We start from the raw sequence: 21,902 nt of genomic DNA on the forward strand, positions 1-21,902 counted from the left end.
AGATCCAGTATATGGTTCTAATTAAAGTCTGTTATTGTTAATTAATGAAATGACTTTTGCGTTAGATTTGGTTTTTCCCAACTTGGTATAAGCAATTGAAGTGAACTCATTTGCAGTTAAGGGCTTACTCAGGAGGAAGCCTTGACCAAAATGACATTTTCTTGACACAAGATATTTTAATTGAGGTATGGTTTCAATACCCTCGGCAACAATACTCATTCCTAACTCATTAGCCAATTTAATAATAATGTCTATAATGACTACTTTCTCATGTTCGTTGTGTATATCAGAGATAAATGTTTTATCAATTTTTAAACTGTCAATAGGGAGAGTTTTTAGTCTGTTAAGGGAGGAGTATTCCTTGCCAAAATCATCCAATGACAACTTTATTCCCAAGTCGGAAATTACATTAAGCATTTTGGAGATTTCATCTTGATCACCCATTAAAGCATTTTCAGTAATTTCAAGCTCGAGATATTCTGCAGGGTATTGATATTCCTGTAGTATTTTTTCAAGAATTTTAGGAAATTGTGGATTTGTTAATTGAACAGGCGAAACATTTATGGAAAAGGAAAGCATCTTGTTGTATTGACTAGCCCAGTGCATTATTTGTATGCACGATTTTTGTAAAACCCATTGACTCAGTTCTGTTATTAATCCGGTGTTTTCTGCTACTGGTATAAACTCATTAGGAGACACTCCTCCCAGGGCTTCATTATTCCAGCGTAAAAGAATTTCTGCGCCAATAATCTCCATATTAATCAGGTTAAATTTGGGTTGGTAATAAAGTTCAAATTCATCATTTTGTAATGCTTTTCGAAGATGAGATTCCAGCTCGGATTCCCTATGCTGTGAATAACCTAGTTGTTCAGTATAAAATTGATAGGTATTTTTTCCTGAGTTTTTTGCTTTATACATAGCCAAGTCCGCTTTTCTTAACAGATCTTCTGTAGTATTTCCATCATCAGGAAAAATAGATATTCCTATACTGACCGTTACTGTGATTAATTTGCCATTGATAGTATAGGGACTGTTTAATTCATTTAAAATTCGTTCTGCCAGATGCCTTGCGCTGGAAGGGGATTCTATATTCAGAGAGATTAATGTAAATTCATCTCCACCCACTCTGGATAAAAGATCACCTTTTCGAACTAGTAAAACCAGGCGATTGGCAAATTGTTTTAAAAGTTCATCGCCATGAAAATGACCAAATGTGTCATTTATTGCCTTGAAATTATCTAAATCAATAAGCAGTAAAGCCAGGGAAGAGTTATTTCTTTGGCCATTAGCAATGGATTTATCAAGCAAATCTTCAAATTCCCTGCGATTAAACAGGTTTGTCAGAGGATCATGAGAGGCCATATATTTTAACTCTTCCTGTTTTATTTTTAAGTTTTTTTGCCCTTCCAGTACCGCTGAGTATGAAAAAACGTAATTAATTACAAAACAGGTGCAAGGTATAAAATAAACAACCACTTTAAGAAAATATGCTATATTAAAGGCACTGTCATACGGAGTTGTTGATAATAGCATGATGTAGATAGCCAACACGACTTGGGTGAGTGACATATAGAATACAGAATCAGATAAAATAGTCGGGTAAGATGCATAGATTTTTGGGTAAACAATAATCATCAACATAAGATAGATAAAGACGGATATGAGTTCAAAAGGTCTGGAAACATAAGAATCATAAAGCCACATATCAGGAATTTGTATTATTACAGCGGCATAATAAATGACTGCGATAGCAGCCAAGACCAAAAAAGTAGTCAGTAGAATAAAAGTTACCAATCTCACTGGTTTATCATCGCTTGCATGGGCCAGTAAAGAAAGTCCGATGATTAGAATAAAGCCGCTAACACTATTAGAGAAAACCCAAATTAAGGCATCCAGGTTATTCTTATCTGCTGTTTTCAAGGCTAAGCCATCAATAACCAAGGTATGAAGTGCTTCAATGGAGCCAGAGAATAGAATGGCAAGGCCAATAATTAAAGCAATTTTATCATTACTCAGTCGATACTGAGTGAACGCTAATAACACGGTGACTGCAGCAAGAGAAAATCCTGACCATTGTAAGAGAGTTTGTCTGAAGTAACCGCGAATTTGAGACTCAATGAGTTGGGAACCTGCTATTTTCCCATCATTTATTGTAATGGCCAAATTACTAAAGTCCAAACCCCAGTTTAAACCTATGTAAGGCAGGCCTAACAATAAAATAATAATTAATACCAAAAAATGGGGTACACGCTTTAAGGTCGTTTCATTGAATACAAATGAATTATCCATTTTTGTATCTCAAAATTCCTATATTTTAAAATTAGCATAAAATGTGCCTGTTATTGGCAAAATTGCTGATTTTATATCTTGTTAATCTGGGCTATATGAAAATAATATTTGGGGCTGGATTCTTATTTGAGCATTATTAATGAGTTTTTCAATTTATTTTATTATTTCTGTTGCGTAGCGAAGTGCTCTCATTTCTGAAGACCAGAAGTTTTCTGAAAGCCCCATTTTTAATTTTAAATGATTAATAAACTCATCTTTTGTTTTAACAGACTCCCATACAGAAGGTAAAAAAGTAGCTTGATAGGGACCACAAATTAATACTAAACCATCGAGACCAATTTGCAGTTGTGATTTGAGCTCTTCTTCACTGTCAAAATGTAAAGGAGATAATGGTTTAATTAACGAAATAGTTAGTGACAGCTCTTTTAGTTCACATGGCTTTATTTGGGGGAAGCGTGGGTCTGCACTTGCTGCCCGTATGGAATTGTAAATGATGTTCTCAGCTAATGGATCTTTAGTTGTCAGGCTTCCCATACAACCTCTTAGCATGCCATTCTTTTTTAGAGTAATAAAAGTAGGAACTCGCATCTGTAATAATTGACTATAATCATTGTAATTAATGGTTAATGCTTTATTTTCTTCTGTTTGTAATCGTATTGTTTCTTTTGCGATGTACTTCAATTCATCTGCGCAATGCTCTGAAAATTTAAGTTTTTGGTAGAAGTGATAAGCGGCATAGCCTACTACTCTTTCCTTATCTCCAGCCGTATCGCCTGAGTTGCGTAAATCGAGCAGACGGCTGTAAACATGATTTTGGCGACCGAAATACAGGAAACCGCGCAGAGGAAAATAACCACAAGCGGCATCGTGAAGTATTTCTTCACCATTTAAAGTGTCTATGGAAAGGCAAGTCTTTTTATCTTCTCTTTGGGCTATGTGATAGGGAAGATAATGGCTTAAATCAGAGCTGATAATCAGGAGGGTATCATCACCACCCCATATTCGGGCTATTAGACGGGCTACGTCTTGAGGATTTGTTTCTCCAATAACCAGGGGGAGTATTTTAAATTTGGAGAATATCATTTGGCAGAAAGGCAATTGTACTTCCAGACAATGTTCATTTTGGTGAGCTTCAGGAAGTGAATAGACATAGGGTAGATCTATAATTTGAGTTAGCAGCTCTTTATCTTGATCAATTTCTCCTAACGGCGTGGCAAATTTATCAACAGGATCATAGGCAATGCCTTTGAAATACAATCTATGCGCAGGGCCTAATAGTATGATTTTATTGATGGTGTCTTTTTTATCGCGTAACGAGGCATAAGCAGAAGCTGCTACAGCTCCTGAATAGACATAACCAGCATGTGGAACCAGTATTGCTTTTGGAGCTGGCTTATGAATTGGTGCTTGGTCCAGGAAATTCAATACGGTTTGCTTTAAAGTCAATGGATCGTCAGGATAAAAATACCCAGCTACGGCTGGTTGACGGACGCTCACAACAACACTCCGGAACAACTGAACATACTATACTTATAAATATAGACTAAGAGTTGATTGTGGGCTATTTGATGTTTGATACTATTCCAACCAAATACTGGCATAAGCTGGAAGATGGGCGCATACAATGTGATGTATGTCCTCGTAATTGTAAATTGCGTGAAGGGCAAAGAGGGTTATGTTTTGTTCGTGCAAACCTGGATAATCAAATAAAATTAACTACCTATGGCCGTTCTAGCGGTTATTGCATAGATCCCATTGAAAAAAAACCATTGAATCACTTTTTGCCGGGTAGCCCTGTCTTATCTTTCGGAACTGCGGGATGTAATCTAGCCTGTAAGTTTTGCCAAAATTGGGACATTAGCAAATCCAGAGATATTGATACATTGGCAGATACTGCCATGCCAGAAGATATTGCAAAAGCTGCCCAAAACCTGAATTGCCTAAGTGTGGCATATACCTATAATGATCCGGTGATTTTTATGGAATATGCCATTGACGTCGCAAAGGAATGTCATAAGCTTGGCATTCATTCGGTAGCGGTTTCTGCAGGGTATATTAATCCTGAGCCACGCAGGGAGCTTTATACATACATGGACTCTGCCAATATCGATTTAAAATCCTTTAGTGAAGATTTTTATTACAAAATTACTGGTTCTCATTTACAACCTGTTCTGGATACTCTCATCTATTTGAAGAAGGAAACCAGTGTATGGTTTGAAATTACTAATTTGGTGATTCCAGAAGAAAATGATTCGGATGCCGAGTTTGAGAGGATGTCTGAATGGATTATGACTAATCTGGGGCCTGATGTTCCTTTACACTTCACTGCGTTTCATCCAGATTGGAAAATGATGGATAAAGCTCCGACTCCATTTTCAACTTTACAAAGAGCCAGAGAAATCGCAATCAAGACAGGCTTACATTATGTGTATACGGGAAATGTTCACGATACAACCGGCAGCAGCACTTATTGTCCCCATTGTAAATTACCTGTGATTGTAAGGGATTGGTATCGAATATTGGATTATCGGGTGGATGATACTGGACATTGCTTAAATTGTCATACGCAAATTGCAGGAGTATTTAAGGGAGCAGTTGGTCATTGGGGCCCAAGAAGAGTAATGGTTAAATTAGGTTGCTCTTAATCTTCACATAATAAATTTTTAGTATTATATGCCATGTTTTTGTACATGGTGAATTAATATGAGATTTCAAGATTCTGACTTTGAAGAACGTTATAATACAATGTGGAATAAAATTGCAGTGTCTGCTGATGTTCAAATACGGCAATTATTTGGAGCCAAAGGATTTTTTAGTGAACAGCAGCCCAATTACTATCAACTCCTTGCAAACTATGCTCAAGCAGCCAAAAATATTGTCGATAATTTAAATCGTCAATCTCCCATGTTTGATGACAAAGAATATGTTGAAGGCTATATGATTGCTACTCTCCAATCGGTATATAAAGATTTTTCTCAATATAAACCGAGAATTGCAGGGCGTTATGGAGAGCACTCAAGCTGTGTTGAACTGATTAACAAGACCTTGGATTGGGTACAATCCTTTGATTTAAAATTAGAAAACCTCTCTGAATCTGATGATGAGATGAAAATTACTTTCTAATTGCAAGCTATCCTGTATTATGAGAAATCTGTAATGCGGGATAGCAACATTTCCCTATTACATCTTACTCCTATAGATGCACTTTGCTTGTGTGGCACCAGAGCGTCAATGTTTATTCATCATCAATTGTGCTATAATTGAACAATGATTGCAGGGAGGTATGATGAAACAATTGGTTGTTGCAGGATTTTTCTTATTACTTCTAACTTCCCCTTTATCAGCGCTGGATGTTGATACCTATCGTAGTTCACAAAAACAATTCAATACAGAGGATAAGGCGGAACAGGGTGATGCTCAAGCACAGTTTGAATTAGGGCTCAAATATGAAAAGGGTGATGGAGTAAATAAAGATTTAAAGAAAGCGATTTATTGGTATCAGAAAGCTGCAGATCAAGGACAAGCTGAGGCACAAAATAATCTCGGTGTATTGTATCTTAAAGGAGAGGGTGTGCCCCAAAACAGTCAGCAAGCAATGTATTGGTTTAAGAAGGCTTCGGAACAGGGTTTGGCAATTGGTCAAAATAATATAGGGATCCTATATGAAAATGGCCTGGGTGTTAAAAAAGATCCGGGCCAGGCTTTTATCTGGTATCAAAAGGCCGCAGAAGGCGGAAATTCAGACGGACAATATAACCTTGCAGTCATGTACATGTATGGGAATGGTATACCAAAAGATATCAAGAAGGCGATTCACTGGTATATCAAAGCAGCAGAGCAAGGAGATCTTGATGCTCAAAATAATCTTGGTGTTCTTTATGAGCGAGGCGAAGAGGTTCCAAGAGATTTAAAAGCAGCTATTAGTTGGTATACCAGAGCAGCAAATGAAGGTTCACTGATTGCTCAAACTAACCTTGGTGTATTGTATATGACTGGTGATCCTTCCATTCAAGATGGCAAGAAAGCAATATATTGGTATGAAAAAGCAGCGGCACAAGGTGGGGAAAAAGCTCAAAATAATCTTGGGTATATTTATGAACAAGGAATTGGTACCGAAAAGGATATGAAAAAGGCTATTTACTGGTACGAAAAAGCCGCAGAGAATGGATTTACTCTGGCTCAAAATAATTTAGGTGTTCTCTATTCAAATGATGGCGAGCTGCAAGATTACAAAAAGGCTTATTTATGGTTCAAAAAAGCCGCAGATCAAGGATTTGCCGAAGCCCAAAATAACTTGGGTTTAATGTATATGAAAGGTAATGGATTGTCAGTTAATTATCACGAAGCAGTCTTGTGGTACAAGAGAGCGGCAGAACAAGGATTACCTTTAGCGCAACATAATCTCGCGATTATGTATATGAAAGGCTTGGGGATAAAGAAAGACAATAAACTGGCCATTAAATGGTACCAAAAAGCTGCTGAAAAAGGATTGGATCTGGCGCAAAACAATTTGGCGGTTATGTATATACGTGGTGAAGGAGTAAAAAGAGATTTTAAGAAGGCCATGTATTGGTATCAAAAGGCAGCTGAACAAGGTTTGGATTTGGCACAAATTAATCTGGGTATTATGTATCTTGATGGCATGGGTGTTAATAAAGATTTCGCTAAAGCAAAGTATTGGATTGGAAAAGCCAAGGACAGTGGTTCTCAAGATGCGCTGACCATATGGAATAAAAATAAATTGTGGAAATATCAGTGATCATTGGTGTGGGTCTTAGTTGATGTATTGTGCAAAATGCTCAAGTCTGGTTATATAATTAAAATACGCTGAATAATCTAATGGATTAGAAAAGGATGTCTGCTGCTCGCCAAATCAATAATCCGAAAATGAGACAATGGCGAATATTGTTGGTTTACAATATTTACAGAATAGTAAGTATTTTTCTATTTTTAGGCATTTATTATTTCAGTTATATCAATAAATATTATCCCTTATTATTTCTCTGTATCGCTTTTGCCTATTTAGTATTTGCTTTGATTTTTCTTTATTTTTGGCATAGAAAAATTTTAAGTTTTGATAAGCAGGTGTTTTTATCGGGTACGATTGATGTTATAGCCATTTCCAGCATGCTGGGTCTCATTGGTAATTTGGAATCCGGTTATGGCATATTATTAAATGTGACTATTGCTGCTTTAAGCATTTTAGTTCCCGGGCGGTTGGCCATCTATTTTGCATCACTGGCCAGTTGTTTATTGCTATGTGGGAATGTTTTGCAATTTTTTATTTATAATCAAAAAGACTTAAGCACTTTTTTTTATAGTGGAATCTATGGGGCTGGTTTTTTTGCAACGGCTATCACCGCCTGGTATTTATCCAATTGGGTCAGAATGTCTGAGAGTCTGGCCAGACACCGTAGCTATGAGTTGGCAGGAATGCAAAGGCTCAATGAATATATTGTCGAACGATTGCATTCAGGCATTATTTATGTTGCAGAGGGAAAGCGAATCCGGTTGATGAATACTGCTGCCCGTGAATTTTTTAATCTGAGTAAACATCATGCAATTCAAAAATTGGACCAACTGTCTGATTCACTTGTATCCAAATTTGATGATTTTCTTTTAAAAACAACGAATAATGAACGTACAGCTCAAACTATTATTGAAGATCCTTATCTTAGGGTACATTTTTTTTCTACTTCTGTTGGACATAAGTCTGAAGTACTGATTATTCTGGAGGACATGACTTATATTGCACAACAAGCACAACAACTCAAATTAGCGGCTTTAGGGCGTTTTTCGGCAAGTATTGCTCATGAATTACGTAATCCCTTGGGCGCGATTGCTCATGCTATTCAATTGTTTGGAGATAATGAGGATTTAAATGAAGAGAATACTCGTTTAAAACAATTAATCATGAACAATTGTGAGCGAATGAACAGGGTGATTAAAAATGTATTGCAACTTTCAAGGCGTCAGAAATCTCAACCACAGGTTAATGAACTTGCTACATTTTTAGAACATTTTAAGCAGGATTTTACTCACCATAATCCCTGTAACCTTACGATAAAATTACCTGCCAATAAGTCGTTATCGGTGGTCTTTGATAAAAGTCAATTGGAGCAGATTTTGGTTATATTGTGTGAAAATTCCATTCAACATGGACGGGATCATGAAGGTAATGTGAATATAGTCATTGCTGCCAAATCTTCTTCGAATAAAATCACTTTGACGGTATGCGATTCTGGACCGGGTGTACCTCCAGAACACAGAGATAATATCTTTGAACCATTTTTTACCACCTTGCGAGGTGGTACTGGGATGGGGTTATTTATTGCCAGAGATTTGTGTGAAATTAATCAAGCCAGGCTAAATTTGTTAAACTCAAATAAAGGAAGCTGTTTTGCGATCACTGTGAATCCATCGGATGAACTTTTAATATGATCAAAAGTAAAGTGCTTGTTATAGATGACGAACCAGACATTAGAGAGTTATTAACTCTTACTTTATCACGCATGGGTTTAATTTGTGATGCGGTGTCTGATTTTAAGCAGGGCATAGAACATATAAAACAAAATTATTATTCTTTGGTTTTAACCGATATGCGTTTGCCTGACGGAGATGGTATAGAAATTGTTAAATTCATTCAGAAATACAAACCACAGTTGCCAGTCGCTGTCATTACTGCTTATGGAAATGTAGAAGGTGCGGTCAATACTTTAAAGGCTGGTGCATTTGATTATGTATCCAAGCCTGTTGACTTAAAGATGCTCAGAGAACTCGTTAAGACGGCATTATCCATGCAAAATCCGTCTACCGAGAGTCCTGATGAAGGTCTATTGGTTGGTGAGAGCCTGATAATGCAACAACTGCGTGAGAGCATTCATAAATTAGCTCGTAGTCAGGCACCGGTTTTCATTCAAGGTGATTCGGGTGTTGGGAAAGAACTTGTTGCTCAGCTGATCCATGCTAATGGTCCCAGAAAAGATAAGCCATTTATTCCTGTAAATTGTGGTGCCATACCTGGTGAGTTGATGGAGTCAGAGTTTTTTGGCCATAAAAAAGGAAGTTTTACAGGAGCGATTTCGGATAAAACAGGATTATTTGTTGCAGCTCATGGCGGCACTTTGTTTCTTGATGAAATCGCCGAACTTCCTCTCGCCATGCAGGTTAAATTACTACGCGCAATTCAGGAGAAGGCAATTAAACCAATAGGTGAGTTATATGAAATTCCGGTCGATGTTCGCATTCTAAGTGCGAGTCATAAAAATTTGATTGAGGAAATCAATGCAGGGAGGTTTCGTCAAGATTTGTATTATCGAATTAATGTGATTGAGCTGCGTGTTCCAACTTTAATGGAAAGGCTTTCTGATATCCCTTGCCTGACAGAGGCGATATTAAAAAAATTATCTAAAAATCAAAACAGAAATTTGGTTAAAATAAATCCCTCTTGTTTTGAAATATTGAGCCGTTATCATTTCCCGGGAAATGTCAGAGAGTTGGAAAATATCCTTGAGCGTGCCATGGCTATGTGTGAAGGAGAGGTCATAGAGCCAAGCGATTTACATTTGCCCAGAACAACAATAACCCCAGCTGTTGCCGTACCCTCCACGTCAACTAACTTAAATGGTTACCTTCAGGATCAGGAAAAAGAGTTAATTCTTGATGCGCTTGAGAAAACAAAATGGAACAGAACCGCTGCGGCACAACTACTGGGGGTCAGCTTCCGAACTCTCCGTTATCGATTAAAAAAACTGGGACTTGATTAGATGTTGCGCTTTGAAGGTTTTCAAAGGTTAAAATAGACCTCTTGCCTGGCCAGCTTCTTTCGTTTTATTGTCGCCCTGAAAACGTTTCTGAGTTGCTCATTTACTGTATCAGGACTTATGCCCCCCAATCTCTATGTTAAAAAATGTTTTTAATTCGGTCATTTAGTTTATCTAAACTCCCTCATTAAAAACATTTTTTGCCTTGACCTTGGAGTTTTTCGTAAGTCCTGTGTATGTAAACTCTGTTCCTCAAAACGTTTTCGCCTTGCCGTGAAACAAAATAATTAGCTTAGGTAGAAGGTCTAATATCAGAATTTTTTTTCATTCGAGTTTGAAATCTGATAATTCATAGTCTAATTTTATATAACGCAATGAATTTATGTTCAATGCGAAAAAACATAATTGATTAAAATTAAGGAAGAAACAATGAACTCATGGAACAGTGTTGTTTTTTTAAAAACTAAAAATGCCTGGTCAGATTCTGCTGCAATAGCAAAGATGAATGGTGTTCAAAGCCTTTGGTCTACCTCTGGAGACTGGGACTGGTGTATAAAACTTGACTCCAAGCACTCAAGCCCTGAGGAAACTGCTTTGTTTGTTAAAAATTTAAGAAATGCCGATTGGGTTGCAGAAACCAAAACCAGTTGGTGGAAAGAAGTTGCTGTAAAGTAATTTAATAAGATGAATTGTTTGGGAAATTATAATGGTATTTTATAATTTCCCATTTAGTCATGAGCGATTCCAAGGTGGAAACTCTTGACGACTGAATTCAAACAATACAAACTACGTTTCTTGATTTAAGTCTTATTTGTTCCAATCGTTGTTGTTATAGCATTAAAACAATATATTTAACTTCAGTTATTAATAAAATCAGTTATTATTTCGAATCAGCTCGAGCTGAGGAGGCATTTATGCCGTCTCGAAGCCTAGCATCGGATTTAATGTTTTTTTGTCAAGGCTTCGAGACGATGCTTATGTATCTCCTCAGCCCAAACGTAACCTGGGGTTCGACTGGTTTTTATATCCTCTTTATCTATAACTCACGTTATTTAGTAGATAGATTTAGAAGTTGTTTATTCTGCCGCCATGAACTTTTCAACAAGAAACTGTTTAACCATGCTTTATTATAAATTCCTGGAATTTTTGTTGCACCTCACGCGCCTGATGAGCAAAGAAAAACCCCAAATGAGTGCCGTATTCAATCCAGAAGCGCTCTTTTTCTTTCGATGCTAATCGCTCATAAGCAAATACACCATTGTAAAATTTTACATCAGCATCATGTGTCCCATGAATTATTAGTGCAGGGCAGTTAATTTTAGAAAAATCATACCAGCTGGTTTTTACACCCTCTGCCATGTCATTCACGGTCCCTGTTTTACGGGCCTTATAGTCCGCCATGCTATTCATTAGTTCAGCAATGATTTCCAGGCGCTCCCGACAATTTAAGATCTCTTTCACCCGGTCATCTACACGTACTGGATCCAGGTAACCTTCCAGTTTAATTAAATTCTTGATAAATGACTTGGGGAAATAAATCATGCTTTTTTTAGCGACCCATAAACCAAAATCAGTCATAAAAAGGGCTTGAGCCAATTTGTTGGATTGTTCAGGCATTAAATATTCTCCAGCTATAGCATCTATTGCAATGATTGCTTTAGTTTTTTTCGGGTGGCGAATGGCAAAAGGATACAGAGAAAGCCCTCCAGCTGATATGGCTACAATAACTGCGCTGGTAATATTCAAATAATCCAGTAAGCCGGCCAGGGCATCTGCCTGTTCTTCTGCTGTTTGTCCAGTATCAATGGGTGTTCCCAAATAACCGGGACGAGAAGGACAAATCATTTGGTAACCATCAGGGATATAGCGTTTGAATAAAAGCACTGCCTGATCATAACCACCCCCTCCACCATGAATAATCAGTACGGGTTTTCCATTACCATAAGTAACAAACTCCATAGTACCCATTGGTAGCTTTGCCAATTGAGGTCGTGAAATAGGTAACGGCGAATTCAGTTTTTGACGCAAGAATTCTTGAATTTCATTCATGGCAACTCCCTATCCAAAGTGAAAGCAAATTAATACTTGGCTTTTTAGATGATCTTGTCTACTGAAAATATCGAAAATTATTTATGAAAAGACCTTTTTGCCATCTAATTTCTTTTTGATAAATATGTTCTATTTTGTTTCCATTTAAGACCTATCAGAAATGAGATGCTTGCAAGCATTAATTAATTATATTGGGCCTGAACAAAGCAAAATTAAACCCTTACACTCTTGGCGAATGATAAATGAGATCATTTTATTTTAATTAATCTATATCTAGATTAGTTTTCAACCATAAATTTTATTTCATCAATTTTTGCTGAAATTCTTGCGGATAAATAAGCATCCCTTTTGGCCAGTTTCTGCGCCACTTTTAATTGAGCAATAGCACCTCTTTTTTGCCCCTCAAGTAGCAAGCATTGTGCTTGAGTAAAATAGGCATAACTTTTCTGATGGGATTCAGCTTGAGCCCTTGCCAATTCTCGGCAAAGCGGTAAGTCCTCTTTGTATTGCCTACTACCCTTAAGAAGTACGGCTGTAGCTTTTTGAGGTTGGTTTGCAGTTAACAATCCTTGGGCGTATGCCATTAGAGCAGCATAATTGTCAGGAAAATTATTTTGTAATTCAGCAAGACGGGAGAGTGCTGATTGATATTGTGATAAACCTAATTCAGCTTGAGCCATAGCAATTTGAAAATTGAGATTACTATTATCCTGTAACAGTAAAGGGTTTAATTTTTCAGCTGCTTTTTGAAAATTGTTATTATTTAACAAGGCAAGTACGTATCCATACTGGCAAGCAGTGGCAGGATTTTTTTTATGGCAATGATGCTCATAATAATCAAGAATTTGTTTATTATTAGAGGCGACAGAAACTCTGATTAACTCTTTAAATAAGGCATAGTCCAAAGAATCAGTATAATGTTTTTTAGGCAAACGGCTGGTTCTGTTTTCAGCCTCAGCTATCCTGTCAGCATCCAGGGGGTGAGTCCGCAGTATTGCTGGAATATTGGCAGTGTAATAATAACGGGAATTTTCTTGCATTTTATTAAAAAATGCGGCCATACCTTGAGGATTGAAGCCTGCCTTAATCAGCATGTCTATACCAATTCTGTCGGCTTCTTTTTCTTTTGAGCGTGTAAAATTGATGTTGTCCTGGGAAAATCCGGAAACGGATGCCATCATAGCGCCCATCCCGACAGTTGGATTCAAGACGCCCAAGGCTGCAGACGCCAGAATAGAGGCTAATAATGGAACACGCATCTGTTTTTGGTGTTCTATAATGCTGTAAAGATGATGTAAGCGAACATGCGCAATTTCATGAGCCATTACAGCTGCCAGTTCACTTTCATTGCTGCTCGTTAAAATGAGTTGGGTATTAATGCCTATGTACCCTCCTGGACCTGCAAATGCATTGATTTCTTTGGATTTAACAATAAAAAAATAAGGTGTTTTGATACGGCCATAATGTGCCAGTTTTTTTCCTATGGAGTTGATGTATTGACTGGCCAAAGGATTGCGCTCTACGCTGTCCGACTGATTAATAAGTTGAATAAATTCTCTTTCTAATTGTTCCAGTTCTTTGGTTGTATAGGGTGAAAGACTCCCGGCATTAGTTGTAGGTGCTAAAAAAAAGAAGACGATCCCCAAACCCCAGTAAAATAGTTTAGGTAATGTCTTTTTCGTGATTAACTTATAATTTAAGTTCAATTTAATCATTAGGCTACTCAATAATTGAATAATTTGTTATCATTCGACCACATTAAGAAGGTGGTTAATATATGCACGAACAGTTTCTGCTTGCAGCACTTGAACAAGCCAAACTGGGGAGAGGCTTTTGTGCCCCCAATCCCAGCGTTGGGGCGGTTGCTGTGCAAAATGGTAATATTATAGCACAGGCATGGCATAGAGGTGCAGGTACACCGCATGCAGAACAATTATTGTTATCACAAATTCCACCCCAAACGCCAGGGGTTACGCTTTATGTCACGCTGGAGCCTTGTAATCATTGGGGCAAAACTCCCCCTTGTGTTGATGCTATTATCAATCATGGTATAGAGGAGGTTGTTTTTTCCTATTTTGATCCAAACCCCATTGTTGCCAAAAGTAACTCCTCAGAAAAATTACGTGAACATGGAATACAAGTCAGGCATATTCCTGTAAAGGCAATTGATGTGTTCTATAAAAGCTATGCTTATTGGACTATGACCCATAAACCAAGAGTCACTGTTAAAATAGCACAAACTTTTGATGGTAAAATTGGAAAGTCTGAGGGAGCTCGAGTGGTTTTGTCCAATGCTTTATGCGAACAGTTCACTCATCAAATGCGTGCTGCCAGTGATGTCATATTAACCAGTGCCAAGACAGTTCAAATGGATAATCCAAGAATGAACGCCAGATTAGATAGTGGATTGGTAGCAAAGCCAGTTGCCATTGTTGACCGCAATTTAAGTTTGTCTGATGACACAATCATTTTTTCGACAGCAAAACATTGCCACATTTATCATCAACCACAAGCAAATCAGGCAAAGACTTATCCTAATAGCACTCATTATGCGATGCCTTTGCAAAATGGGTTGATGGACCTGGAGGCAATAATAACTCATCTTGGTCAACTGGGATATCATGACGTATGGGTTGAGGCGGGCGGAGCTATTTTTTCTGCGTTACATAGTAAGGGATTGGTGCATAGAACCTATTTGTATTTAGTTCCCGGCAGTTTAGGGCATCAAGCGATTTCAGCTTATCAACAACAGGGGATTTTTGAAAAAGCTCATACGGTGAGTTGGCAAGCTATGGGTGACAATATGATAGCATGTTTGGATTGGCAGGAGGATGAGTGTTTACCGGATTGATAGAAAATACAGGCAAAGTATTAATGAATAGGCAAGGAGAAAATTCTAGTCGTTTAGTCGTATCTTCAAGCTATCAGGATTTGAAACCTGGTGAGAGTATCGCTGTAAATGGGGTTTGTTTAACCCTTTTGCCAGCAGATTTTCCTGAACTGTGTTTTGATATTTCACCTGAAACTCTGCATGTTACCACATTGTCAAAATTATCATCTGGCGACATGGTTAATCTTGAAAGAGCTATGCTGGCATCAACCCGCTTTGGTGGTCATTATGTATCGGGTCATGTAGACACCAGGGCCAAAGTGAAATCCATTCGTGCTGTTAATGAATTTATCGCGATGGATTTGGATGGTTTTATCCCAGAACATAATCATTATTTAATACCCAAAGGTAGCATTACAGTAGATGGAGTTAGCTTGACTATTAATACTGTATCAGAACAAACCGTCGGACTCATGCTGGTGCCACATACATTATCAATGACCAATCTCGGTTCATTGAGAGTGGGCCAGCAAGTCAATATTGAATTTGATTATCTTACCCGTATTGTGGCTCATCAGCTTCAAATTATCGGGAAATTGAACCTAGAGGAAGTGTCATGAAACATTCATTAGCAACAATAGAAGAGGCTGTGGCGACACTTAAAGCCGGTAAAATGATTATTCTAATGGATGATGAAGATAGAGAGAATGAAGGTGATTTGGTGATTGCTGCTGAGCACGCTACTCCTGAAGCCATTAATTTTATGTCTCGTCTTGGTTGCGGTTTAATTTGTTTGCCTATGGCTGAAGAATTGATAGACAAACTCCAACTGCCCATGATGGCTCGGCATAACAAATCGCCGTATGGAACGGCGTTTACGGTTTCGATTGAAGCAGCTAACGGTGTCTCCACAGGCATCTCAGCAAGAGACAGAGCTCGAACAATTCAAGTGGCTATTGATCCAAAAAGCGGGCCATCTGATATCATTTCACCTGGACATGTTTTTCCTTTACGGGCTAGAAAGAGAGGAGTTTTAGAAAGACCAGGTCAAACAGAAGGCAGTGTTGACTTGGTAAAACTTGCCGGATTGACCCCGGCCGCAGTGATTTGTGAAATCATTAATGAAGATGGAACAATGAGCAGACGTGATGAATTAGCTCTTTTTTCAAAAAAACATCAAATCCCTTTAGTCACCATTAAAGATTTAATTCAGTACAGAGTACGGCATGAAAATCTGATTCATCCCGTTGCAACCACACAAATTCCTCTGGAGGAGAACGGTGTTTTTACTATGACTGTTTTTGAGAATCAGATAGATTCCTGTGAACATTTTGTCTTGGTTAAACCCCCTTTGTATGGTAATCAAGTGCCTTTGGTTCGAATTCATTCTGAGTGCATAACAGGTGATGTTTTTGGCTCCAGAAAATGTGATTGTGGAAAGCAACTGGAGTTGTCTTTATCCCAGATCGGAGCGGAAGGCGGTATATTAATTTATTTGCGTCAGGAAGGCCGCGGAATAGGTTTGGCAAACAAATTAAAGGCGTATGCTTTGCAAGAGCAGGGGTTTGATACAGTCGATGCTAATCTGGAATTAGGATTGCCCGCTGACGATAGAGATTATGCCGTAGCATACCAAATACTGAAATATTTAGGGGTTGAAGCATTAAGGTTGCTGACAAATAATCCTTTAAAAATCGCTTCTCTTGAGCGTTATGGAATGAAGATTACTCAACGCATTCCTTTGGAAATTGAGCCCTCCAGAGAAAATCACAGTTATTTAAAAACCAAAAAAATAAAACTGGGGCATTTATTAGCCATTGATTAGGATAAACATGAGAGAGATAAAAACAATTGTTAGTGATGGTGTCACGTTTCCAATAGCGCTAGTTGTAAGTACTTTTAATGAACTGATAACCTCTGCATTAAAAAAAGGGGCGTTAGATAGATTGACTGAACTGGGTTTTAAATCGGAGGACATTACCTTAGTTGAGGTTCCTGGCGCAGTAGAGATTCCGTTTGTTGCACAGTTGCTAGCGAAAAAACAAAAAGTAGAAGTCATAGTGGCACTTGGAGCAGTTATCCGTGGTGAAACCTCTCATTATGATTACGTTTGTGATCAGGTCAGCCAGGGATGCCAAAGGGTTATGTTAGATTATAATATTCCGGTTATCTTTGGTGTATTAACTACTGAAAATGATGAGCAGGCTTTGGCAAGAGTGGGAGGAACTCACGGCCATAAAGGGAGAGATGCGATAGATTGTGCGGTTTCCATGCGTTCTATTAAACAACAATTGCAATAGTTCTATTAATTTTGCTCAAATTTCTGTTATTTATATCTTCATTTTGATAGAATTGAATCCCGTTTACATGCAAATTAAATTGAACACCAAATTGGTGGATTCGGCATTTTGAGCGGGGTCAAAAAATGACAAAATATATTTTTATTACTGGCGGGGTTGTGTCTTCTTTAGGAAAAGGCATAGCAGCCGCATCTCTTGCAGCTATTCTTGAAGCTCGTGGTCTTCGCGTTACGTTGATAAAGCTTGATCCCTACATTAACGTTGATCCTGGTACTATGAGTCCCTTTCAGCATGGCGAGGTTTTCGTAACGAATGACGGGGCGGAGACCGATTTGGATTTGGGACATTATGAGCGCTTTGTTAAAACAACAATGACCAAGCGTAATAATTTCACATCGGGAAAAATTTACGAAAATGTAATTAAGAAAGAAAGACGTGGTGATTATTTAGGAGGGACAGTTCAGGTTATTCCTCATATTACTAATGAAATCAAACGCTGTATCAAACTCGGTGCGGATGCATTCGATGTGGCTATGGTTGAAATAGGAGGAACTGTTGGTGATATTGAATCATTACCCTTTCTTGAAGCAATTAGGCAGATGCGTATTGAGTTAGGTTCACAACGAGCGATATTTATTCATCTTACTTTGGTTCCTTATATTGCTACTTCTGGGGAAACCAAAACCAAACCAACTCAACACTCGGTAAAGGAATTGCGTTCTATTGGTATCCAGCCAGATGTATTGATTTGCCGTTCAGAAAAACCATTATCCATGGCAGACAGGGCTAAAATCGCACTATTCACTAATGTTGAAAAAGAAGCTGTGATTTCTCTTGAGGATGCGAATAGTATTTATCAAATACCTATGATTCTACATGCGCAGCATTTAGACGAAATTGTTGTTAAGAAACTAAGCCTGGAAGCTAAGCAGGCTGATTTGAGCGAGTGGCAACGAGTAGTTGATATGCAAGCAGTTCAAACGATGACAGTGAAAATCGCTATGGTAGGTAAATATACGGAGCTGAATGATGCCTACAAGTCGATTAATGAAGCTTTATTGCATGCTGGAATTCATACTGAAACAAAAGTAGAAATTATCTATTTTGATGCTGAGATGATAGAAAAGCATGGCGCTTTATTGCTTGAATCCATTGATGCTATTTTGGTACCTGGTGGTTTTGGTGAGAGAGGAGTCGAAGGCAAAATTAAGGCTATCCAATATGCTCGGGAGCATAAAGTTCCTTTTTTAGGGATATGTTTGGGTATGCAAACAGCTGTTATTGAATTTGCGAGAAATGTAGTCGGTTTGACAGGAGCTAATTCGACCGAGTTCAATAAAGAAACATTGTATCCAGTGCTTGGTTTAATTAGTGAATGGATGGATGCCGATGGCAGCAAGCAGATCAGGGACGAAAATACTGACTTGGGTGGAACCATGCGTTTGGGCGGACAATACTGTCATCTTGCTGAAGGCACTCTGGCAAGAAAAGTTTATGGCAAACCACAAATTATAGAGCGCCATCGCCATCGATATGAAGTCAATAACAAGTATGTGGATAGTTTGGTAAAACATGGCTTAATTATTTCAGGGCGATCAGCAGATAATTCACTGGTTGAGATGATAGAATTAGCGGACCACCCCTGGTTTTTAGCTTGTCAGTTTCATCCTGAATTCACATCAAATCCAAGAGATAGTCATCCTCTATTTAAGGAGTTTGTACTTGCAGCTCGTATTCACCATCAAGAGAAGGACAAAAAATGAGATTATGTGGTTTTGAAGCAGGCTTGGATAAGCCATTGTTTTTGATTGCCGGCCCTTGTGTTATTGAAAGTGAAGAATTGGCTTTAGAGACCGCAGGATATTTAAAGGAAATGTGCAGTCAGTTGAATATCCCTTTCATCTATAAGTCTTCTTTTGATAAAGCAAACCGTTCATCTATTTCCAGTTACAGGGGGCCTGGCTTTGAAAAAGGGTTATCGATTCTGGAAAAGGTTAAATCACAAATAGGTGTTCCTGTTTTGACTGATGTTCATGAAGACACGCCCTTATTTGAAGTCTCCAGTGTGGTAGATGTATTACAAACGCCAGCCTTCCTATGCAGACAAACCAATTTTATCCAAAAAGTTGCTGCCATGAATAAGCCGGTTAATATTAAAAAAGGACAGTTTCTTGCTCCCTGGGAAATGAAACATGTTATTGCGAAGGCAAAGGCGCAAGGTAATGAGCAAATTATGGCTTGTGAGCGAGGAGTGAGCTTCGGCTACAATAATTTGGTTTCTGATATGCGTTCCCTCGTTATCATGCGTGAAACCGGCTGTCCAGTGGTTTATGATGCAACACATTCGGTTCAATTGCCCGGGGGCAATAATGGTGTATCCGGGGGGCAGAGAGAATTTATTCCGGCTCTTGCAAGAGCAGCTGTAGCTGTTGGAATATCAGGGTTATTTATGGAAACTCACCCTGATCCGGATAAGGCACTAAGTGATGGTCCCAATAGTTGGCCTCTAGATAAAATGAAACAACTTTTGGAATCATTGAAAGCAGCGGATGAAGTATATAAAAAGTACAGTACTGATTTCTAAATTAAATGATATCCCGTGTAAAAAGAAGTATGGCACGGGAATATTTTTTATTTTGCTCCTCGCTGTTATCTGATTAATCATACCGTTTTTGATTTGATTCGAAAGAGACAATGATGGTGTTAATATAATCACATTGATTCTAATGTTTTCTTGATGAATAAAATGTTACAATATGTGCATTGAGAAAATATTGGAGCCAGTCATTATGTCCGGTATTAAAAAATTCAATTTAACTTATCAGCAAGTACCTAAAATATTTTCATTGCCTGAAAGTGTATTTTTATCCAAAGATGTTGAGTTAATTCCTGAAGAAGTATTGAAACAAACCAAAACACAAAAAAATATTGTTGCTAAAACTATTGAGCAAATCGATAAAGATCTTGAAAGAACCTGTTACGTGGATTTTGATGGACTTACTGTTGCGCAATTAAAATCTGATTGGTTAACTGTCAATCCACAAGGTGATTTGGCGCTATCAGAAGGTGTTTATCCATCCTTTTCTCAGGGAGACAATACCGGTGCGGTAATAGGAGAAATTCTTCAAACCAAACATTTTTCGTTACCTTTGTCAGAAGAAGACCCTAAAGCATTCATGGAAGTAACAAGAAATACAACGAGAATTTGTTTTTCTTATAAAAATTCTGCTGGACAACCCTCAGGATTTTCCCTGGTTGCCGCTCCAAATGGTGATAGTGAAGGAAATCATAAAGGCTGGATTATTTCAGTTATCCAAAATACCGTTGGGAATTACAAGGGCAGGAAAGTATCAGTTCTTGCTTCTCCAAATTATGTAAGGTCTGAAGCTCAATCAACAGTCGATATGGACACTCCTGATGCTATTGAAAGAGAATTAAAGAGAGTCATTAATAATGATAAAGTCGCCAGTTTAATAAAAGGCATTTTTAAGGAAGATGGAACACTCAATGCGGATTATATTCGACAATTGGCTTCACGGATCAAAGGGAATCGAAATATAGACGATCGTGACCGAAAATCTGCACAATTCAATATTCTCATCGAATTGGCAGAACAATTGGATGATGAAAAATTAAGACACTATATCAATTCAATAAAAGCTGATATGGCTGCAGATATTGAGTTTTTCAAAGATGGAATTTATGAGCAGCATCTAAGTGAGTTATCCAACAAGATTTCCTTATCGTTAAGTAAGATGCCTTCTGTAAATAAAAAAACTACTGAAATAGGCAGAATATTAAATAATATTTCTGAGCGTTATGCACAGATTAAAATGATTGAGGATGCACAGAGAAAGAACCCGGAGTTATCCCATATTTTTAAGGCAATGGCTCAAAAAATAAAATCCGATTTCCATGATATAAAATTTGATGGAACACATCATGATAATCGAAATATTTTGCTCTTAAGTCAATTTGAAGTCGCAAGTGTTGAACAGAAGATTAGAAACTATTATCAAACCAATCCTCTGGTAAAACAATATTTTGTAGATAAAGATAAAGCAAATCATCATTTACAAGTTGAGCTAAGCCGGTTATCTCCTCCCAAAAATGAGGGTTTTTTCAGTAGAAATAAAGATTCATTTGGATTTAGTATTTTTATGGGTCTAATCGTAGGAGTCAGTGCGGCATTATTTTTGACTGGCGTTCTTGCCCCCATCGGAGTAGCTCTCATTGCTGTTGGAGCAGCCTTGATTACAACAGGACTGGTAGGGTCAATCGATATTTATGTCAATGAGAAAGAGTACGCTAACGAAACATCGCATTATTCTCATGAGGTAAAATGCTTAAGGAGTGCTCATAGGGAGCATTTGGTTCGTTTAGAAAAAAATTTACATGAGCAAATCAACCTTTCTGATTTTCTAACTCCTGATAAGCCGGAGTTTTTATCAGGCATCAAAGTCAATAAGAAAAAACCGCTGACTCCGGAGAGAGTGGCCCATGCTTTATGGCTACAGGATAAAAGTGCTCGAGATACTTCAGTAGCAAAAAATAGATTTTCGATATGGGCTGCCAAGCAGGAAAACCTGGATTTTGGTATAGAGGAAGTGGAAAGCGTAATCAAACAAAGATATGTCATGAAATCATAAAAAATATTGAGAATTCAATGAA

General features: G+C 37.9%; 17 protein-coding genes. 13 read left to right on the forward strand and 4 right to left on the reverse strand.

Annotated elements, in window-relative coordinates; all coding sequences use genetic code 11:
* Positions 1 to 21 precede the first annotated feature (21 nt).
* Together LPG_RS05815 and amrB are read right to left on the reverse strand one after the other, a co-directional pair.
* On the reverse strand, positions 22 to 2,289 hold the full coding sequence (locus LPG_RS05815) for a putative bifunctional diguanylate cyclase/phosphodiesterase (protein WP_010946902.1): 2,268 nt from the start codon (positions 2,287 to 2,289) through the stop codon (positions 22 to 24).
* A gap of 153 nt (positions 2,290 to 2,442) precedes the next feature.
* Entirely contained in the window at positions 2,443 to 3,786 is a 1,344-nt protein-coding gene (amrB, locus tag LPG_RS05820; RefSeq protein WP_015444593.1) for an AmmeMemoRadiSam system protein B, read from the reverse strand.
* Between the two features lie 71 nt (positions 3,787 to 3,857).
* On the opposite strand from amrB, the gene amrS reads away from it, so the two are divergent.
* The 6 genes from amrS (at position 3,858) to LPG_RS05850 (ending at position 10,727) form a co-directional block, all read left to right on the forward strand.
* Positions 3,858 to 4,934: an AmmeMemoRadiSam system radical SAM enzyme gene (gene amrS, locus LPG_RS05825; protein WP_015444592.1), complete on the forward strand. Its 1,077-nt coding sequence runs from the start codon at positions 3,858 to 3,860 to the stop codon at positions 4,932 to 4,934.
* A gap of 58 nt (positions 4,935 to 4,992) precedes the next feature.
* Entirely contained in the window at positions 4,993 to 5,412 is a 420-nt protein-coding gene (locus tag LPG_RS05830) for a lpg1171 family Dot/Icm T4SS effector (RefSeq protein ID WP_010946905.1), read from the forward strand.
* 148 nt (positions 5,413 to 5,560) lie between these two features.
* A complete protein-coding gene (gene lidL / locus LPG_RS05835) occupies positions 5,561 to 7,048 on the forward strand; it encodes a Dot/Icm type IV secretion system effector LidL (RefSeq protein WP_010946906.1) in 1,488 nt (495 codons plus the stop codon).
* 95 nt (positions 7,049 to 7,143) lie between these two features.
* Positions 7,144 to 8,730, forward strand: coding sequence for a sensor histidine kinase (locus tag LPG_RS05840; protein WP_010946907.1), 1,587 nt, complete (start codon positions 7,144 to 7,146; stop codon positions 8,728 to 8,730).
* Positions 8,727 to 10,055: a sigma-54-dependent transcriptional regulator gene (locus LPG_RS05845; protein WP_010946908.1), complete on the forward strand. Its 1,329-nt coding sequence runs from the start codon at positions 8,727 to 8,729 to the stop codon at positions 10,053 to 10,055. The genes LPG_RS05840 and LPG_RS05845 overlap by 4 nt, the downstream gene beginning before the upstream one ends.
* A 426-nt stretch (positions 10,056 to 10,481) precedes the next feature.
* The gene (locus LPG_RS05850; protein WP_011213531.1) at positions 10,482 to 10,727 is read left to right on the forward strand and encodes a hypothetical protein; all 246 of its coding nucleotides are present in this window, start codon (positions 10,482 to 10,484) and stop codon (positions 10,725 to 10,727) included.
* A gap of 438 nt (positions 10,728 to 11,165) precedes the next feature.
* Here LPG_RS05850 and LPG_RS05855 read toward each other — a convergent pair whose 3' ends face one another.
* Positions 11,166 to 12,101 carry an alpha/beta fold hydrolase gene (locus tag LPG_RS05855; RefSeq protein WP_010946909.1) on the reverse strand — a complete coding sequence of 312 codons (936 nt, stop codon included), beginning with the start codon at positions 12,099 to 12,101 and terminating at the stop codon, positions 11,166 to 11,168.
* Between the two features lie 278 nt (positions 12,102 to 12,379).
* Positions 12,380 to 13,816 carry a M48 family metalloprotease gene (locus tag LPG_RS05860; protein WP_015444590.1) on the reverse strand — a complete coding sequence of 479 codons (1,437 nt, stop codon included), beginning with the start codon at positions 13,814 to 13,816 and terminating at the stop codon, positions 12,380 to 12,382.
* Between the two features lie 62 nt (positions 13,817 to 13,878).
* On the opposite strand from LPG_RS05860, the gene ribD reads away from it, so the two are divergent.
* The 7 genes from ribD (at position 13,879) to ravS (ending at position 21,880) form a co-directional block, all read left to right on the forward strand.
* Positions 13,879 to 14,952: a bifunctional diaminohydroxyphosphoribosylaminopyrimidine deaminase/5-amino-6-(5-phosphoribosylamino)uracil reductase RibD gene (gene ribD, locus LPG_RS05865; protein ID WP_010946911.1), complete on the forward strand. Its 1,074-nt coding sequence runs from the start codon at positions 13,879 to 13,881 to the stop codon at positions 14,950 to 14,952.
* Positions 14,937 to 15,551, forward strand: coding sequence for a riboflavin synthase (locus LPG_RS05870; RefSeq protein WP_010946912.1), 615 nt, complete (start codon positions 14,937 to 14,939; stop codon positions 15,549 to 15,551). The genes ribD and LPG_RS05870 overlap by 16 nt, the downstream gene beginning before the upstream one ends.
* Entirely contained in the window at positions 15,548 to 16,756 is a 1,209-nt protein-coding gene (locus tag LPG_RS05875; protein WP_010946913.1) for a bifunctional 3,4-dihydroxy-2-butanone-4-phosphate synthase/GTP cyclohydrolase II, read from the forward strand. The genes LPG_RS05870 and LPG_RS05875 overlap by 4 nt, the downstream gene beginning before the upstream one ends.
* A gap of 7 nt (positions 16,757 to 16,763) precedes the next feature.
* A complete protein-coding gene (ribH, locus tag LPG_RS05880; RefSeq protein WP_010946914.1) occupies positions 16,764 to 17,231 on the forward strand; it encodes a 6,7-dimethyl-8-ribityllumazine synthase in 468 nt (155 codons plus the stop codon).
* A gap of 125 nt (positions 17,232 to 17,356) precedes the next feature.
* On the forward strand, positions 17,357 to 18,994 hold the full coding sequence (locus tag LPG_RS05885) for a CTP synthase (RefSeq protein WP_010946915.1): 1,638 nt from the start codon (positions 17,357 to 17,359) through the stop codon (positions 18,992 to 18,994).
* Positions 18,991 to 19,815, forward strand: coding sequence for a 3-deoxy-8-phosphooctulonate synthase (gene kdsA, locus LPG_RS05890; protein ID WP_010946916.1), 825 nt, complete (start codon positions 18,991 to 18,993; stop codon positions 19,813 to 19,815). Before LPG_RS05885 ends, kdsA begins: the two co-directional genes overlap by 4 nt.
* Positions 19,816 to 19,987: 172 nt before the next feature.
* Positions 19,988 to 21,880: a Dot/Icm T4SS effector RavS gene (gene ravS, locus LPG_RS05895; RefSeq protein WP_010946917.1), complete on the forward strand. Its 1,893-nt coding sequence runs from the start codon at positions 19,988 to 19,990 to the stop codon at positions 21,878 to 21,880.
* Positions 21,881 to 21,902: the final 22 nt, after the last annotated feature.

It is taken from the genome of Legionella pneumophila subsp. pneumophila str. Philadelphia 1, assembly GCF_000008485.1.
In the GTDB taxonomy this organism is placed as follows: Bacteria; Pseudomonadota; Gammaproteobacteria; order Legionellales; family Legionellaceae; genus Legionella; species Legionella pneumophila.

Excerpts from the sequence above, each read along its gene's own strand:
- LPG_RS05815 (WP_010946902.1), bottom strand. The coding sequence starts at position 2,289 with ATGGATAATTCATTTGTATTCAATGAAACGACCTTAAAGCGTGTACCC.
- amrS (WP_015444592.1), top strand. The coding sequence starts at position 3,858 with ATGTTTGATACTATTCCAACCAAATACTGGCATAAGCTGGAAGATGGG.
- LPG_RS05830 (WP_010946905.1), top strand. The coding sequence starts at position 4,993 with ATGAGATTTCAAGATTCTGACTTTGAAGAACGTTATAATACAATGTGG.
- LPG_RS05840 (WP_010946907.1), top strand. The coding sequence starts at position 7,144 with ATGTCTGCTGCTCGCCAAATCAATAATCCGAAAATGAGACAATGGCGA.
- LPG_RS05845 (WP_010946908.1), top strand. The coding sequence starts at position 8,727 with ATGATCAAAAGTAAAGTGCTTGTTATAGATGACGAACCAGACATTAGA.
- LPG_RS05850 (WP_011213531.1), top strand. The coding sequence starts at position 10,482 with ATGAACTCATGGAACAGTGTTGTTTTTTTAAAAACTAAAAATGCCTGG.
- LPG_RS05855 (WP_010946909.1), bottom strand. The coding sequence starts at position 12,101 with ATGAATGAAATTCAAGAATTCTTGCGTCAAAAACTGAATTCGCCGTTA.
- LPG_RS05860 (WP_015444590.1), bottom strand. The coding sequence starts at position 13,816 with ATGATTAAATTGAACTTAAATTATAAGTTAATCACGAAAAAGACATTA.
- ribD (WP_010946911.1), top strand. The coding sequence starts at position 13,879 with ATGCACGAACAGTTTCTGCTTGCAGCACTTGAACAAGCCAAACTGGGG.
- LPG_RS05875 (WP_010946913.1), top strand. The coding sequence starts at position 15,548 with ATGAAACATTCATTAGCAACAATAGAAGAGGCTGTGGCGACACTTAAA.
- ribH (WP_010946914.1), top strand. The coding sequence starts at position 16,764 with ATGAGAGAGATAAAAACAATTGTTAGTGATGGTGTCACGTTTCCAATA.
- LPG_RS05885 (WP_010946915.1), top strand. The coding sequence starts at position 17,357 with ATGACAAAATATATTTTTATTACTGGCGGGGTTGTGTCTTCTTTAGGA.
- kdsA (WP_010946916.1), top strand. The coding sequence starts at position 18,991 with ATGAGATTATGTGGTTTTGAAGCAGGCTTGGATAAGCCATTGTTTTTG.
- ravS (WP_010946917.1), top strand. The coding sequence starts at position 19,988 with ATGTGCATTGAGAAAATATTGGAGCCAGTCATTATGTCCGGTATTAAA.